At 63.4% G+C, this 15,356-nt stretch carries 10 protein-coding genes; 3 read left to right on the forward strand and 7 right to left on the reverse strand.

Features of this window, described 5'->3' with window-relative positions; genetic code table 11:
* Nucleotides 1-21: 21 nt before the first annotated feature.
* The gene (locus LDZ27_RS23410; protein WP_244818021.1) at nucleotides 22-888 is read left to right on the forward strand and encodes an alpha/beta fold hydrolase; all 867 of its coding nucleotides are present in this window, start codon (nucleotides 22-24) and stop codon (nucleotides 886-888) included.
* A 69-nt stretch (nucleotides 889-957) separates the two neighbouring features.
* Here the strand turns inward: LDZ27_RS23410 and prpF are convergent, their stop codons facing one another.
* From prpF to prpB, 4 genes are all read right to left on the reverse strand, one after another.
* Nucleotides 958-2,145 carry a 2-methylaconitate cis-trans isomerase PrpF gene (gene prpF / locus LDZ27_RS23415; RefSeq protein ID WP_244817497.1) on the reverse strand — a complete coding sequence of 396 codons (1,188 nt, stop codon included), beginning with the start codon at nucleotides 2,143-2,145 and terminating at the stop codon, nucleotides 958-960.
* Nucleotides 2,146-2,167: 22 nt separating this feature from the next.
* Nucleotides 2,168-4,765 carry a Fe/S-dependent 2-methylisocitrate dehydratase AcnD gene (acnD, locus tag LDZ27_RS23420; protein WP_244817498.1) on the reverse strand — a complete coding sequence of 866 codons (2,598 nt, stop codon included), beginning with the start codon at nucleotides 4,763-4,765 and terminating at the stop codon, nucleotides 2,168-2,170.
* A gap of 115 nt (nucleotides 4,766-4,880) precedes the next feature.
* The gene (prpC, locus tag LDZ27_RS23425; RefSeq protein WP_244817499.1) at nucleotides 4,881-6,050 is read right to left on the reverse strand and encodes a 2-methylcitrate synthase; all 1,170 of its coding nucleotides are present in this window, start codon (nucleotides 6,048-6,050) and stop codon (nucleotides 4,881-4,883) included.
* A 23-nt stretch (nucleotides 6,051-6,073) separates the two neighbouring features.
* A complete protein-coding gene (gene prpB / locus LDZ27_RS23430; RefSeq protein ID WP_244817500.1) occupies nucleotides 6,074-6,970 on the reverse strand; it encodes a methylisocitrate lyase in 897 nt (298 codons plus the stop codon).
* Between the two features lie 195 nt (nucleotides 6,971-7,165).
* Between prpB and prpR the strand changes: the two genes are divergently transcribed.
* The gene (gene prpR / locus LDZ27_RS23435) at nucleotides 7,166-9,118 is read left to right on the forward strand and encodes a propionate catabolism operon regulatory protein PrpR (protein ID WP_244817501.1); all 1,953 of its coding nucleotides are present in this window, start codon (nucleotides 7,166-7,168) and stop codon (nucleotides 9,116-9,118) included.
* Between the two features lie 583 nt (nucleotides 9,119-9,701).
* On the opposite strand, the gene LDZ27_RS23440 is transcribed toward prpR, so the two are convergent.
* A complete protein-coding gene (locus tag LDZ27_RS23440) occupies nucleotides 9,702-10,685 on the reverse strand; it encodes a sensor domain-containing diguanylate cyclase (RefSeq protein ID WP_244818022.1) in 984 nt (327 codons plus the stop codon).
* A 378-nt stretch (nucleotides 10,686-11,063) separates the two neighbouring features.
* On the opposite strand from LDZ27_RS23440, the gene LDZ27_RS23445 reads away from it, so the two are divergent.
* Entirely contained in the window at nucleotides 11,064-13,184 is a 2,121-nt protein-coding gene (locus LDZ27_RS23445; RefSeq protein ID WP_244817502.1) for an EAL domain-containing protein, read from the forward strand.
* Nucleotides 13,185-13,355: 171 nt separating this feature from the next.
* Here LDZ27_RS23445 and LDZ27_RS23450 read toward each other — a convergent pair whose 3' ends face one another.
* Both LDZ27_RS23450 and LDZ27_RS23455 read right to left on the reverse strand, forming a co-directional pair.
* Nucleotides 13,356-14,375: an ABC transporter substrate-binding protein gene (locus LDZ27_RS23450; protein ID WP_244817503.1), complete on the reverse strand. Its 1,020-nt coding sequence runs from the start codon at nucleotides 14,373-14,375 to the stop codon at nucleotides 13,356-13,358.
* Nucleotides 14,376-14,411: 36 nt separating this feature from the next.
* A complete protein-coding gene (locus LDZ27_RS23455) occupies nucleotides 14,412-15,320 on the reverse strand; it encodes an SMP-30/gluconolactonase/LRE family protein (RefSeq protein WP_244817504.1) in 909 nt (302 codons plus the stop codon).
* Nucleotides 15,321-15,356 lie beyond the last annotated feature (36 nt).

A 15,356-nucleotide genomic window follows, 5' to 3' on the forward strand; every position in this document is an offset into this window, starting at 1 on the left:
CTGAGGAACATGAACATGAACATGACGACCAACGAAACCTGGACGGAAGCCGCCACGAGCAAGTTCGTGAGCGTGATGGAAGGCGATACGGAACTGCGCATCCACTACAACGACACCGGCGCGGGCCGCGAAACGCTCGTGCTGCTGCACGGTTCCGGCCCCGGCGCGAGCGGCTGGGCGAACTATCACCGCAACGTCGATGCGTTCGCCGATGCGGGCTATCGCGTGCTGCTCATCGACTGCCCGGGCTGGGGCAAGAGCGATTCGATCGTCTGCACGAGTTCGCGCTCCGATCTGAACGCGCGCGTCGTCAAGGGCGTGCTCGATACGCTCGGCATCGACCGCGTGCACTTCGTCGGCAATTCGATGGGCGGCCACAGCGCGGTGGCGTTCGCGCTGTCATATCCGGACCGCGTCGGCAAGCTGGTGCTGATGGGCGGCGGCACCGGCGGCCCGAGCCAGTTCGTGCCGATGCCGACCGAAGGCATCAAGCTCTTGCAGGCGGTCTATCGCGATCCGTCGATCGAGAACATCAAGCGCATGCTCAACGTGTTCGTGTACGACGCGAGCACGATGACCGAGGAATTGCTGGAGGCGCGTCTGCAAAACATGCTGGCGCGGCGCGATCATCTGGAAAACTTCGTCAAGAGTCTCGCCGCGAACCCGAAGCAGTTTCCCGATTACGGGCATCGGCTGAACGAAATCAAGGTGCCTGCGCTCGTCATCTGGGGACGCGACGACCGCTTCGTGCCGATGGACGTCGGCTTGCGTCTCGTCTGGGGCATGCCGAATGCCGACCTGCTCGTGTTCGGCCGCTGCGGGCATTGGGCGCAGTGGGAGCATGCCGAGCGATTCAACGAGACCGTGCTGGCGTTCCTCGCGCGGTAAAGGCAGGCCGTGCGGCGGATGTCGAACCGGGTATCGCCGCATGCGATACCCGGTCGGCGTTCGACCGCATCAGGCCGGATCGGGAACCCTGACGAATCCCTCCATCAGCACTCTCGCGCTTCGGCTCATCAGGGCCTTCTCGACGCGCCATTCGCCGCCGGACTGCACGGCCTGAGCGCCCACGCGCAACGTGCCGGACGGATGGCCGAACCGCACGGACCGGCGCTCGCCGCCGCCCGCCGCGAGATTGACGAGCGTGCCCGGAATCGCCGCGGCCGTGCCGATCGCGACGGCCGCCGTGCCCATCATCGCGTGATGCAGCTTGCCCATCGATAGCGCGCGCACGAGCACATCGACATCGTCCGCGCCGATGCGCTTGCCGCTCGATGCGACATACGCCGCCGGCGGCGCGACGAACGCGATCTTCGGCGTGTGCTGACGCTTCGCGATTTCATCGAGGCTGCCGATCAGCCCCATGCGCAGCGCACCGTAGGCGCGAATGGTCTCGAAGCGCGTGAGCGCCGCGTCGTCGCCGTTGATCGCGTCCTGCAGTTCCATACCGGTGTAGCCGATGGCGTCCGCGTTCACGAAGATCGTCGGAATGCCGGCGTTGATCATCGTCGCCTTGAAGGTGCCGATGCCGGGCACGTCGAGATCGTCGACGACGTTGCCCGTCGGGAACATCGCGCCTTGCGCGCCTTCTTCCTCCGCAGCAGGATCGAGAAATTCGAGTTGCACTTCGGCGGCCGGAAACGTCACGCCGTCCAGTTCGAAGTCGCCGGTTTCCTGCACGGCGCCGCTCGTCATCGGCACATGCGCGATGATCGTCTTGCCGATATTCGCCTGCCAGATGCGCACGATCGCGATGCCGTTGTCCGGCACGCGCTCGGGATCGACGAGGCCGCTCGCGATCGCGAACGGGCCGACCGCCGCCGAGAGATTGCCGCAATTGCCGCTCCAGTCGACGAACGGCTTGTCGATCGACACCTGGCCGAAGAGGTAATCGACGTCATGTCCGGGCCGCGTGCTTTTCGAAACGATGACCGTCTTGCTCGTGCTGGACGTGGCGCCGCCCATGCCGTCGATCTGCTTGCCATACGGGTCCGGGCTGCCGATCACGCGCAGGAACAACGCATCGCGCGCGGCTCCAGGCACGCGCGCCGCTTCGGGCAAGTCGTTCAGGCGAAAGAAGACGCCCTTGCTGGTGCCGCCGCGCATGTTGGTCGCGGGAATCCTGATCTGAGGTCTGTGTGTCATGTCGTTCGAATCCTTTGTGATGTCAGGCCGCCGCCTTCGACGACTCGAGAAAGTCCTGCGCGAAACGTTGCAGCACGCCGCCGGCTTCGTAGATCGACACTTCTTCGGCCGTGTCGAGCCGGCACGTCACCGGAATCTCGACGCGCTCGCCGTTTCTGCGATGCATCACGAGCGTGAGATCGGCGCGCGGCTTGCGTTCGCCGATCACGTCATACGTCTCGGTGCCGTCGATGCCGAACGTCTCGCGATTCGAACCCGGCTTGAATTCGAGCGGCAGCACGCCCATGCCGATGAGGTTCGTGCGATGAATGCGTTCGAACCCTTCCGCGACGATCGCCTCCACGCCCGCGAGCCGCACGCCTTTCGCGGCCCAGTCGCGCGACGAGCCTTGTCCGTAATCCGCACCCGCGACGATGATGAGCGGCTGCTTGCGTTCCATGTAGGTTTCGATCGCTTCCCACATGCGCGTGACGCGGCCTTCCGGTTCGATGCGCGCGAGCGAGCCTTTCTTCAACTCGCCATCGACGATCGCCATTTCGTTGACGAGCGTCGGATTCGCGAACGTCGCGCGCTGCGCGGTCAGATGGTCGCCGCGATGCGTCGCGTATGAATTGAAGTCTTCCTCGGGCAAGCCCATCTTCGCGAGATATTCGCCCGCCGCGCTGTTCGCGAGAATCGCGTTGGACGGCGAAAGGTGGTCGGTCGTGATGTTGTCGCCGAGCACCGCGAGCGGACGCATGCCCTTGAGCGTGCGTTCGCCCGCGAGCGCGCCTTCCCAGTACGGCGGGCGGCGAATATAGGTGCTTTGCGCGCGCCAGTCGTAGAGCGGGCTGATAGCCTCGCCGCTTTGCGCGGTCAGCGCGAACATCGGTTCATAGACGCGCCGGAACTGTTCGGGCTTCACGCTCTGTCTGACGATGGCGTCGATCTCTTCGTCGCTCGGCCAGATGTCTTTCAGATACACGGGCTGGCCGTCCTTGCCGACGCCCAGCGCATCGCGTTCGATGTCGAAGCGGATCGTGCCCGCGATCGCATACGCGACGACGAGCGGCGGCGACGCGAGAAACGCCTGCTTCGCATACGGATGAATGCGGCCGTCGAAGTTGCGGTTTCCCGAGAGCACGGCGGTCGAATACAGATCGCGATCGATGATTTCCTGCTGGATGGCGGGGTCGAGCGCGCCGGACATGCCGTTGCACGTCGTGCACGCGAACGCGACGATGCCGAAGCCGAGCCGCTCCAGATCGGTCAGCAAACCGGCTTCCTGCAAATACAGCTCGACCGCCTTCGAGCCCGGCGCGAGCGACGACTTCACCCACGGCTTGCGCGTGAGGCCCTGTGCATTCGCATTGCGCGCGAGCAGGGCGGCTGCAATCACGTTGCGCGGATTGCTCGTGTTCGTGCAGCTCGTGATCGCGGCAATGACGACCGCGCCGTCGGGCATCTGCCCGGGCGTCTCTTCCCATTTCCCGGCGATGCCGCGCGCCGCCAGTTCGGAAACCGGCAGGCGCTTGTGCGGGTTCGACGGTCCCGCCATGTTGCGCACGACCGTCGAGAGATCGAAGCGCAGTACGCGTTCATACTCCGCGTGTTTGAGCGAATCGGCCCACAGGCCGGCAGTTTTTGCATAACGCTCGACGAGGCTCACTTGCACATCGTCGCGGCCGGTGAGACGCAGATAATCGATCGTCTGCTCGTCGATATAGAACATCGCGGCGGTCGCGCCGTACTCGGGCGCCATGTTCGAGATCGTCGCGCGGTCGCCGAGCGTGAGGCTCGATGCGCCTTCGCCGTGGAACTCGAGATACGCGCCGACGACTTTCTCCTTGCGCAGAAATTCGGTGAGCGCGAGCACGATATCGGTGGCCGTGATGCCCGGCTGCCGCTTGCCGCTCAATTCGACGCCGACGATATCCGGCAGCCGCATCCACGACGCGCGGCCGAGCATCACGTTCTCGGCTTCGAGGCCGCCGACGCCGATTGCGATCACGCCGAGCGCATCGACGTGCGGCGTGTGGCTGTCGGTGCCGACGAGCGTATCCGGATACGCGATGCCATCGACTGCGTGAATCACCGGCGACATGCGTTCCAGGTTGATCTGATGCATGATGCCGTTGCCCGGCGGAATCACATCGACGTTCCTGAACGCTTTCTTCGTCCAGTTGATGAAGTCGAAGCGATCCTCATTGCGCCGGTCTTCGATCGCGCGATTCTTCGCGAAGGCATCCGGATCGAATCCGCCGCATTCCACCGCGAGCGAATGATCGACGATGAGCTGCACCGGCACCACCGGATTCACTTGCGCGGGATCGCCGCCCTGATCGGCGATTGCATCGCGCAGTCCGGCGAGATCCACGAGCGCCGTCTGGCCGAGGATGTCGTGACAGACGACGCGCGCCGGGAACCACGGAAAATCGCGCTCGCGCTTTCTTTCGACGAGCTGCATCAGCGAGGCTTCGAGGATCGCCGGATCGCAGCGGCGCACGAGGTTTTCGGCGAGCACGCGAGAGGTGTAGGGCAGCTTGTCGTACTCGCCGGGCGCGAGCGCTTCGACGGCTGCGCGTGCGTCGAAGTAATCGAGCGAGGAGCCGGGCAGGGGTTTGCGGTGTGCAGTATTCATTGCCGTGTTTCGGTCATGGCATGGCGATCACACGCCATGCGTGAAGAGTATTGTCGGGAAAACACCGTCACCCGGAACGCGGCGTCGTTGCGCGCCGCCGAGTGATTCGGATGTCTCAGGCACGCTTCTCGAGCGGGACGAACTTCAAATTCTCGGGACCGGTGTAATTCGCGCTCGGCCGGATGATCTTGTTGTCGATGCGCTGCTCGATGATGTGCGCCGCCCAGCCCGACGTGCGCGAGATCACGAAAAGCGGCGTGAACATCGCGGTCGGCACGCCCATCATGTGATACGAGACCGCGCTGAACCAGTCGAGGTTCGGGAACATCTTCTTCGCGTCCCACATCACGGATTCGAGGCGTTCGGCAATATCGAAGAGCTTCGTGTCGCCCGCTTCTTTCGACAACGACTTCGCGACTTCCTTGATGACCTTGTTGCGCGGGTCCGAGATCGTGTACACCGGATGCCCGAAGCCGATCACGACTTCCTTGCTTTCGACGCGGCGGCGAATGTCGGCTTCGGCTTCGTCGGGCGTTTGATAGCGCGATTGAATCTCGAACGCGACTTCGTTCGCGCCGCCGTGCTTCGGGCCGCGCAGCGCGCCGATTGCGCCGGTGATCGCGGAGTACATGTCCGATCCCGTTCCCGCGATCACGCGGCTCGTGAACGTCGATGCATTGAACTCATGTTCGGCGTAGAGATTCAGCGAGACGTGCATCGCCTGAACCCACGATTGCGAAGGCTCGACGCCATGCAGCAGATGCAGGAAGTGGCCGCCGATGGAATCGTCGTCGGTCTCGACTTCGATGCGCTTGCCGTTGTGCGAATAGTGGTACCAGTAAAGCAGCATCGAACCGAGCGACGCCATCAGCTTGTCAGCAATGTCCTTCGCGCCCGGAACGTTGTGATCGTCCTTCTCCGGCAGGATGGTGCCGAGCACGGAGACGCCGGTGCGCATGACGTCCATCGGATGCGCCGACGCGGGAATCCATTCGAGCGCCGCCTTCAGGTTCGCGGGCAGGCCGCGCAATGCCTTGAGCTTCGTCTTGTACGCCTTCAGTTCCGCGACGTTCGGCAGCTTGCCATGCACGAGCAGATGCGCGATTTCCTCGAATTCACTCGTGGTCGCAACGTCGAGAATGTCGTAGCCGCGATAGTGCAGGTCGTTGCCGGTCTTGCCGACGGTACACAGCGCGGTGTTGCCCGCCGTCACGCCTGACAGCGCGACGGACTTCTTCGGCTTGAATGCGCCGACGGATGCGGTGCTGTTGTCTGCTTCGCTCATTGAATTCGTCTCCAGAACCTGAGTTATTTCTTCGCCGCGAAGAGCTGATCCAGCTTGTCTTCGTAGGCGTGATAGCCGAGATACGCGTAGAGATCGGCGCGGGTCTGCATCGTTTCGACGGCGGCCTTTTGCGTGCCGTCGCGCTTCACGGTCTCGTAGAAGTTCAGCGCTGCCGCGTTCATTGCGCGATACGCGCCGCAGCAATACAGCGCGATATCCACGTTCGCGCCCTTCAACTCTTCGACGGTGAACATGGGCGTCGAGCCGAACTCGGTCAGATTCGCGAGGATCGGCACGCGCACGGCAGCCTTGAAGCGGCGATAGTCGTCGAGCGTCTTCATCGCTTCGGGGAAGATCATATCCGCGCCCGCTTCGACATACGCGAGCGCGCGTTCGATCGCCGCGTCGATGCCTTCGGAGGCGGCTGCGTCGGTTCGCGCCATGATAACGAACGACTCGTCCGTGCGCGCATCGACGGCGGCCTTCACGCGATCGACCATCTCGCTCGTGGACACGACTTCCTTGCCCGGCCGATGCCCGCAACGCTTCTGTCCGACCTGATCCTCCAGATGCACGGCCGCGACGCCCGCCTTGATGAACGAACGGATCGTGCGCGCGATGTTGAAGGCGCCGCCCCAGCCGGTGTCGATATCGACCATCAGCGGCAATGAGGATGCATCGGTGATGCGGCGCGCGTCGATCAGCACGTCTTCCATCGTGCTGATGCCGAGGTCGGGCATGCCGAGCGAATTCGCCGCGACGCCGCCGCCGGAGAGATAGAGCGCCTTGAAGCCGACGGCCTCGGCCATTTTCGCGGCATAAGCGGTGATCGCGCCGACGACCTGCAACGGCGATTCCTCGCGGACGGCGTGGCGAAAGCGCGCGCCGGCAGTCTGTACGGTCTGGATTTGGGAATTCACAATTGCCTCCTGAAAAGATGCGCGGTGACGTGCAAGTAGCTTGCCAAGATGGATCGTGCGCGCAAGTACGTGATTCTTCAGCAAAAGCCACTCTACGTTTGCGACCCGCATTTCGAAACTGAAATCGCGCCTTTCGAATCTGAAACGCATGCCGCATACTCCCTGCATTGCGCCGTCACTCCACATGGACGCTTCATGCAAACCGAAACCGCGCCTCGCCCGCGCATCTGGGCCGTCGGCATAAGCCGGCTCAGACAACTGTTCATCGATATCGCCGGCGCGTATGCCGGGCGCGCCGAACTCGATGTCGTGCCGCTCGGCTTCGAAGACGCGGCCAGCAGCATCGAAGCCGCGGGCGCGGGGCGGCCGGACGTCGTCGTCGCGGGCGGCTCCAACGGCGCTTATCTCAAGGGCCGCGTGTCGGTGCCGGTCGTCATCATCAGTCCGACCGGCTTCGACGTGATGCACGCGCTCACGAAGGCGCGGCGCGAGGGCGCGAGCGTCGCGCTCGTCACGCACGGCGACACGCCCGCTGAAATCCGCCGATTCCTCAGCGCGTACGGCATCGACGTGATCTGCGAGTCGTATCGCTCGGCGCAGGACGCGGAGAATCTCGTGCTGGATCTTCGCGACCGCCGCGTCGATGTCGTCGTCGGCCCCGGTCTCGTGGCCGATCTTGCGGCGGACGCGGGCATGAGTTCGGTGTTTCTGTACTCGCGCACGTCCGTCGCCGCTGCATTCGACACCGCGCTCGAAGTCGCCCACGCAATGCGCCGGGAAGCCGCGCGGCGCGATCGGCTCGACAACCTGCTGCAGCATCTTCGCGATGGCGTCGTCGCCGTCGATGCGGCCGGCTGCATCGAAGCGATCAATCGCCGGCTGGCTGATGCGCTGGGAATCGCGGACCCGTCGCGTGCGGTCGGGCAAGCGCTGCTCGACGTCGCGCCAGAGCTCGATGGCGTCTTGCCCGCCGCCGACGGCGACGTGTTCGGCGCGGTGCGCGGCGTGAGCTATGCGATCCATCGCGGTCCGCTGGCGAGCGACGGCGCATCGGGCGGCACGATCTTCACATTTCAGGAATCGCGTGCGGTCGAGCGGCTGGATCGCTCGCTGCGATCGCGGCGCGGCGCGCAGGAATTCGCCGCGCGCTACCGGCTGGAGGACGTGGTCGGCGAGTCCGAGCCGATCGAGCGGGTGAGGGCGCTCGTGCGCCGTTACGCGAAATCGGATGCGACCGTCCTGATCCTGGGCGAAAGCGGCACGGGCAAGGAGATGGTCGCGCAGAGCATGCATCGGCTGAGCCGGCGCAAGGACTTTCCGTTCGTCGCGATGAACTGCGGCGCGTTCCCCGAAGCGCTGCTGGAAAGCGAGCTCTTCGGCTACGAGGAAGGGGCGTTCACCGGTGCGCGCAAGGGCGGCAAAGCGGGGTTGATCGAGGCGGCGCATCGCGGCACGTTGTTTCTCGACGAAATCGGCGAGATGCCGCCCTCGCTGCAAAGCCGGCTGTTGCGCGTGCTGCAGGAAAGAGAAGTCATCCGCCTCGGATCGACGGAGCCGACGCGCGTGGATATCCGCGTGATTGCCGCGACGCATCGCACGCTCGCCGACGGCGTCGCGAACGGATCGTTTCGGGCCGATCTTTTTTATCGCATCAACATTCTGAGCATCGCCGTGCCGCCGTTGCGCGCGCGCTCCGGCGACATCGTGCCGCTGGCGGCGGCGCTGCTGTTGCAGGCAGCAAGGCGCGACCGCGCGCTCGCGTTGCGCGTGCCGTCCCGCGAGGCGGCGCTGCGCGTGCTTGCGCCGCTCGCGCCTGCGCTTTGCGACTATCCGTGGCCCGGCAATGTGCGCGAGTTGCAGAACGTCGTCGAGCGCATCGCGGTGGAGATTTCGGACATGGAGACGGACGGGGATCGGCCCGTCGCGCTCACGTCGAATGAACTGCGAGCCATTGCGCCGGAGTTGTTCGATGTCCGGCGCGAGAGCAACGTGGATCGATCGCTTCGGGATCTCAGCCGTTCGGTCGAGGCCGATCAGGTGCGCGCTTCGCTGGCCGCTTTCGGCGGCGATCGGGACGCCGTGTGCAAGGCGCTCGGCATCAGCAAGACGACGCTTTGGCGGAGGCTCAACACGAAGGGGCTGGATTGAAGGTTGGTTTTTTGGGAACTGGAGCGCTTAGTCCGGCGACGCGCTAGCGGGCGGGGCGTCTTGGTAGCGCCGTGTCGGGAATCGAGTTCCAGAATGGCTAATCGGCGCTCATCCGCTGCGGCGCGCTCATGAAAAGACCCGTCGGCCGCGGTTCGCGCCGAAGCGGTCGAAGCTCACGGGGCCGGGCATGACGAGATGGATCGCTTCGGTTTTGTGCCGGCTATACGTTTCGTGTCAGGAGTTTGCGCGGCGGCTGTCGCGCCACCAGCGCGATGAGGCTCGCTGCGAGGGATTGCTTCGACACTGTCCAGCGCAACCTTAGAATTGACATAATGTAAATTAGCACCTTTTTGATTGTAGGTCCCAGATAGAAATGTCGTGTCTCGATGTAGGTTCATTGCGAGACAAGCGTTTCATGCGCGCTGGCGATGAACACCGCTGGGACCATCACGATGTCGATGCGCGAGCTACGTAGCCGCGCGGCTCGATTCCCGCGTAAGACCAGATAGCTTCATGGCCCGACCCGTTAGCCGATCAATGCCGCGACGGCCGCTCCGTCAATCGAAACCGCACGCCGTCCCCTTCAAACGACGCACGAATTCCCCGACTCATGGCGTTCGCGGACATCGACATCGATCTCCACACGATTGCGCCCCGCATGCTTCGCGGCATACAGCGCCTTGTCGGCACGCGCCAGCACTTCCTCGGGACGCTCGTTGCACGCCGCCTGCGTCACGCCCGCAGAAAACGCCACGGAAATGGTCGCGGGCTGACAATCTTTGACGGGCACCGGCGGAACTGTCGCGAGTATGCGATCGAGGACCGCCTTGGCCTGTTCGGAATTCAGGCCGGGAAGCAGAATCACAAACTCCTCCCCGCCGAGCCTGCCCACCAGATCCAGGCTGCGCACGCTGGACACGCAATGCTTTGCGAAGTGCCGCAGCACGAGATCGCCGGTCTCGTGGCCGAATGTGTCGTTGATCGACTTGAAGTGATCGAGGTCCAGCAAAGCCACGCTGAAATCCGCTTCTGCGCTGTCGAGGCTGTTGAGCACGCTAGCGAGCTTCGACAAGGCGAAGCGACGGTTCGGCACGCCGGTCAGCTCGTCGACGCGGCTAAGCATCAGCGCGCTGTCACGCGCCGCCGCTAACTCCCTTTCCGCCTGCTTGAGCGATGTGATATCCGCACCGGTCAGCACGATCCAGCCGCTCGGCAGCAGCGTTTCCGTGCACCAGAACCATGTACCGTCGACGAAATCGATTGGAAACGAACGCTGACGCGCCACTGAAGGCGACGGACGGCGACGGACTTGCGCATCCGCAATGAACGATTCGGGATCGTCCGAATCGATTCGGACTCCGATCTTATCCCGAAAGCATGCGTGAATGATGCTATCGAAACTCGCGACGTCGCCGATTGTCAGGTTGAAGGCCCGCAGGAACGCATCGTTCGCATGGCGCAGATTATCGCGCTCGTCGTAAATACCGACTAAAGCGCTGCCGATCGACCATGCATCCAGTAATGCGGACGAGTCGCACAAAGGGGCAATTCGGGGTGCACTGTGCATGGTGCGCAAAGCTCATGTTCCGCGGCGTCATATTGCAAACACGCCGCCCCAGGCAGACGCCGTTGTCACAGGGTGGTCGCATCATTGTTTACGGCAGATCTATGAAATTCTGAACGTCGGATAAGCAATCCCGATGCGGGCGGTGCTTGACGCGATCAGTGTCGCCGCGGGACGGACGCTAAAGTTTCCAGGCGATGTGCCGTTATGCGCGGTGAGCAGAAGACACCGGGCGCCTTGAGCGGTGTCAGGCGCTATCGCTTTGTCGCCGGCTATGGGGAAAAGGCGTCCGTGCCGCCGCCCGCCAGGAGAAACGCTCCTCCATCGAAAGAGATATTCAAGCGCGCCGTCATACCGACTGTCGGCCGAGGCTGCCTAACGATGTTCGCGAAGTTTGCACCACCGAATGTACTGACCGACGACTGGCATCGGCATGAGGCCCAGTTATACGGCAGCGAGCATGCGCCTCATATGGCGGCACTCTGCAGCGAGGCAGAAAGCATCGTCGGACGTGTCGTCGACCGGTATCATCGCAACCTTGACGCGCTGCCGAGCATCGCGCAGATCGTGCGCAGTCTGTCCGAGGTGGAACTGCGCAACGCGAAAGCAGTTCAAAGCAGCTATCTCATCGCGCTTGCACGTCCCGATCTGACCGCTCAGACGCACGCTCGGGCAGCACGCGGGGCCGGCCTTCGCAACGCGATTCTCGGCGTGAGCCGCGAAGAGATCGCGGACAGTTTCGGCTTGCTCATGTCGTCTCTTCAGAACGAATTCGGATCGGACGCACACGCTGCCGCGCTTTCCACGCTTGCGCAACGCCTGATGCGCGAGGTGACCATCCAGTTGCAGGTCTACGCCGAGCTGCAGAGCGCGCGCACCGACGTCCTTCAGCAAGTGACGAATCTTGCATGGACCGTCGACAGCTATGCCGATCTGATCCAGAGCGTCACGCGCATTGTCGGCGCACACGCGGAAGTGGCGGGCTGCTGCGTCGGACGCCCCGATTCGCACGGCGTCTTCCGATACGAGTCGGTATTCGGGCAGCAGACGGAGGACTACATCGCCGTGCTGGAGCAGGATGCGATGCAGCGCATCACCATCGGCGACCAGCCTCAGGGAAGAGGCCCGACCGGGCAGGCGTGGATCAATCGGCGCATCGAACTGAGCATCAACCTCGCGACAGACCCGCGCGTAGCCACGTGGCGAACCAGCGCCCTCGCCGCGGGCTTTCGTTCGAGCGTGGCGATTCCACTCTGTCCGCCCGATGGCAAGCCGCGCGCCGTGATGACGCTCTACCGCCGATTACCCGGCGGCTGTTCGAACGAGCAGATTGCCTTCGTCCAGCAACTTCAATCGCTTCTCGCCTTCGCGCTGGCACGGATCGAGGAAAAGAACGGCCGCAGCCGGACGGTTCCTTATGCAACGAGAAAACGGTGGTCGGGGCTACTGCGCTCCAAGTGCCTCGAAATGCATTACCAGCCGATTCTCGATCTGCAATCGGGCACGATCTCGTCAGTCGAAGCGCTCGCGCGTCTGCGTGATGGCGACACGCTCATCACGCCGGGACAATTCCTTCCGACGCTCACTTCCGAGGATCTTCTCGTGCTCTTCATGCAGGGGCTCGAGCAGGCAACGAGAGACGTCTGCGCGTGGCGCGATGCGGGTTTCGCACTGAGCGTCACGGTGAATCTCCCGCCCGTCGCATTCGCAGATCCACGGTATTTCGAGCATACCCGCCGCGCTCTCGAAGCGGCTTCCTGCCCGCCTCACGCATTGATGCTCGAAGTCCTGGAGACGGAAGACAACCCTGCTGGCGCCGATATCCGCAAGGAGCTCAACAAGTACAAGAGGCTTGGAATAGGCCTCGCGCAAGACGATCTTGGCGCGGGCTATAGCAGCCTCGCGCGCTTGCGGGACTTGCCGTTCGACTGTATCAAGATCGACCGGAGCATCGTCGCGCGAAGCGATCAGGATGCGTGCGACATGCTCAAGTTCGCCATTCAACTGACGCGGCTCGCGCATTCGATGGGCAAGTCCGTCACGGTAGAGGGCGTCGAAGACTCGGCGCTGCTCGAAGCGATGGCGATAATCGGCGCCGAGCGCGTGCAAGGTTTCGCGATCGCGCGACCAATGTCCGCGCGGAAACTCGATTCATGGCTCGGCAATGGCATGCAGCGCGTGCTTGCCGACTTGAGCCGCCCGTCGAGCCGGCTAGGCAAGCTCGCACAATTGCTGGTCTGGGAAGAGAGCTTGTGCATGTGTTCGATCGCCATGTCGGAGACGCGCAAGCTCAAGGCGGGAAGCGCGAGCGCCGGAAACATGAAACAGTGCGTCGATCCGCTACTGATCGAACTGTCGAACGGCCTTCCGCATCTGGCCGACGCCGACACTCACGCGAAGCTGGTCTGCGCGGCGACGCATCATGGCTTCGGAAGTCCGCAGTATCTAAACGCGCGCCGCGAAATGGTGGACCGCATCGCGGATGACGAAGCGTTCGACTAGAATTCACGCCATCGATTGCGTCACGTTGCTTACAGATCCTTGTCGGAAGCGACTGTCAGAACCAGCGCGCGCCATGCGTAACGCCTGAACCCATTTCATCAGTAATCCTACTAACCAGCGTCGAAGAAACGAGGCGGCTCATGCCATCGAGCCAGAGCCGCCCGCCCTCTCCTACTTCTTCCCGTCGACCACCGCGACGACTTCCTCTCGCGTGTATTCCTTGTTCGCGAGCGCGCCCGCCGGCGTTTTTGCGAGCACGGCGTCGAGTTCGTCCGGCTTCACTTCGAGAACCGGCATGCGGATATCGTGCGGCACCTTCTTGCCGGCGAGAATCTGCTGCGTCACCCAGAACGCGAACGAGGACGCGCCGGGCGGAATCGTCACCGACATCGTCTCGTAACCGCTCTTCTTCTGATCGGCCCACCACGCGAGTTCTTCCTGCCGGTTGCCGAGAATGATGATCGGCGTCGGCCGCCCCGCTGCCTTGATCGCCTGCGCCGCGCCGAAGCCGTCGCCGCCCTGCGTGACCACGCCGTCGATCTTCGGCAAGGTCGGCAAGATGCCCGCGACCTGCTTCTGCGCGACCGTCTGTGTCCAGTCGCCATGCACCGAACCGACGATCTTCAGCCCCGGATACTTCTTCAGTTCATCGACGATCCCTTGATGAATCTCGTCGTCCACGGACACGCCCGCGAGCCCGCGAATCTCGAGCAGATTGCCCTTGCCGTTCAGCCGCTTCGCCAGATAATCCACCTGCATGCGGCCCATTCCCTGAAAATCCACCGCGATGCGATACGCGCACGGCTCGGTCGCGATGCCATCGAACGAGACGACCGTCACGCCCGCGCCGCACGCCTGCTTGATGACGCCGTTGAGCGCCGTGGGCGACACGGCATCGACGGCAATCGCCTTGAAGCCCTGCAAAATGAGGTTCTGAATCTGCTGAACCTGCTCGGTCGCCTGGCTTTCCGCCGTGGTGAAACTGGGCGCTGCCGCGACGATCTTCTGCTTCACGGCGGGATCGGCGACGTTGGACCAGCTCTTGAGCATCTGCTGTCGCCAGCTATTGCCCGCGTAGTTGTTCGATAGCGCGATCTTCATCGACGATGTGTCGCCCGTTGCGACTTGCGCCGACGCGCCCGCCGATGCCGCGGCCATGCACAGTGCCACGGCGAATCTAGTCATTCTCATGCTCGTCTCCGGTTGTCGATTTGATGTTGTGACGCTTCACCGTCCCGCGCCGCGCACGCCGACATGAAGCGAATAGATCGATGACGTCGCCGCGATGAACAGGCGGTTCCGGTTGATCCCGCCGAACGTCAGGTTCGCGACGACCTCCGGTATCAGTACCTTGCCGAGCAGCGTGCCGTCGGGCGCGTAGCAGTGCACGCCGTCTTCCGCGCTCGTCCAGACATTGCCGTGCTCGTCGATACGCATGCCGTCCGGCACGCCGCTCTGCATCTCGATGAACACGCGTCCGTGGCGCAACGCGCCTTCGCCCGATACATCGAATACGCGGATATGACGCGGCGCTTCGTCGTCGTGGGAAGCGGCCGAATCCGCAATATAGAGCCGCGATTCGTCCGGCGAAAAAGCGAGACCGTTGGGCTTCACGAAGTCGTCGCAGACCAGTTGCACGCGTGCGTCATCGCGCGACACGCGATACACGTTGCATCGCCCGATCTCGCTGTCGGCGCGATAGCCTTCGTAGTCGCTCAGGATGCCGTAGTCGGGATCGGTGAACCAGATGTCGCCCTTCGAATCGACGACGACATCGTTCGGCGAATTCAGCCGCTTGCCTTCGAAGTGCGATGCAAGCACGGTCACGCTGCCGTCGTGCTCCGTGCGCGTCACGCGCCGCGCACCGTGTTCGCAGCTCACGAGCCGCCCTTCGCGGTCGCGCGTGTTGCCGTTGCTGTAGTTCGACGGCGCGCGAAACACGCCCACGCCCATGCCCGGCGCCCAGCGCAGCATGCGGTTGTTCGGTATGTCGCTCCACACGAGCAGATCCGTCGCCGGAAAATACACCGGCCCTTCGGCCCAGAGACATTCGTCGGTCAGGCGGCTCAGGAACGCGTTGGGCTGAAGCAGCAGCCTGAAACGCGGATCGTGCACTTCGAAATCGCTGGGTTTCATGTCTCCTCGCCTGGTGTCAATTGCCATCTCATCGCG

The organism is Caballeronia sp. Lep1P3, from assembly GCF_022879595.1.
Lineage (GTDB): Bacteria > Pseudomonadota > Gammaproteobacteria > Burkholderiales > Burkholderiaceae > Caballeronia.

Excerpts from the sequence above, each read along its gene's own strand:
- LDZ27_RS23410 (WP_244818021.1), top strand. The coding sequence starts at position 22 with ATGACGACCAACGAAACCTGGACGGAAGCCGCCACGAGCAAGTTCGTG.
- prpF (WP_244817497.1), bottom strand. The coding sequence starts at position 2,145 with ATGACACACAGACCTCAGATCAGGATTCCCGCGACCAACATGCGCGGC.
- acnD (WP_244817498.1), bottom strand. The coding sequence starts at position 4,765 with ATGAATACTGCACACCGCAAACCCCTGCCCGGCTCCTCGCTCGATTAC.
- prpC (WP_244817499.1), bottom strand. The coding sequence starts at position 6,050 with ATGAGCGAAGCAGACAACAGCACCGCATCCGTCGGCGCATTCAAGCCG.
- prpR (WP_244817501.1), top strand. The coding sequence starts at position 7,166 with ATGCAAACCGAAACCGCGCCTCGCCCGCGCATCTGGGCCGTCGGCATA.
- LDZ27_RS23440 (WP_244818022.1), bottom strand. The coding sequence starts at position 10,685 with ATGCACAGTGCACCCCGAATTGCCCCTTTGTGCGACTCGTCCGCATTA.
- LDZ27_RS23445 (WP_244817502.1), top strand. The coding sequence starts at position 11,064 with ATGTTCGCGAAGTTTGCACCACCGAATGTACTGACCGACGACTGGCAT.
- LDZ27_RS23450 (WP_244817503.1), bottom strand. The coding sequence starts at position 14,375 with ATGAGAATGACTAGATTCGCCGTGGCACTGTGCATGGCCGCGGCATCG.
- LDZ27_RS23455 (WP_244817504.1), bottom strand. The coding sequence starts at position 15,320 with ATGAAACCCAGCGATTTCGAAGTGCACGATCCGCGTTTCAGGCTGCTG.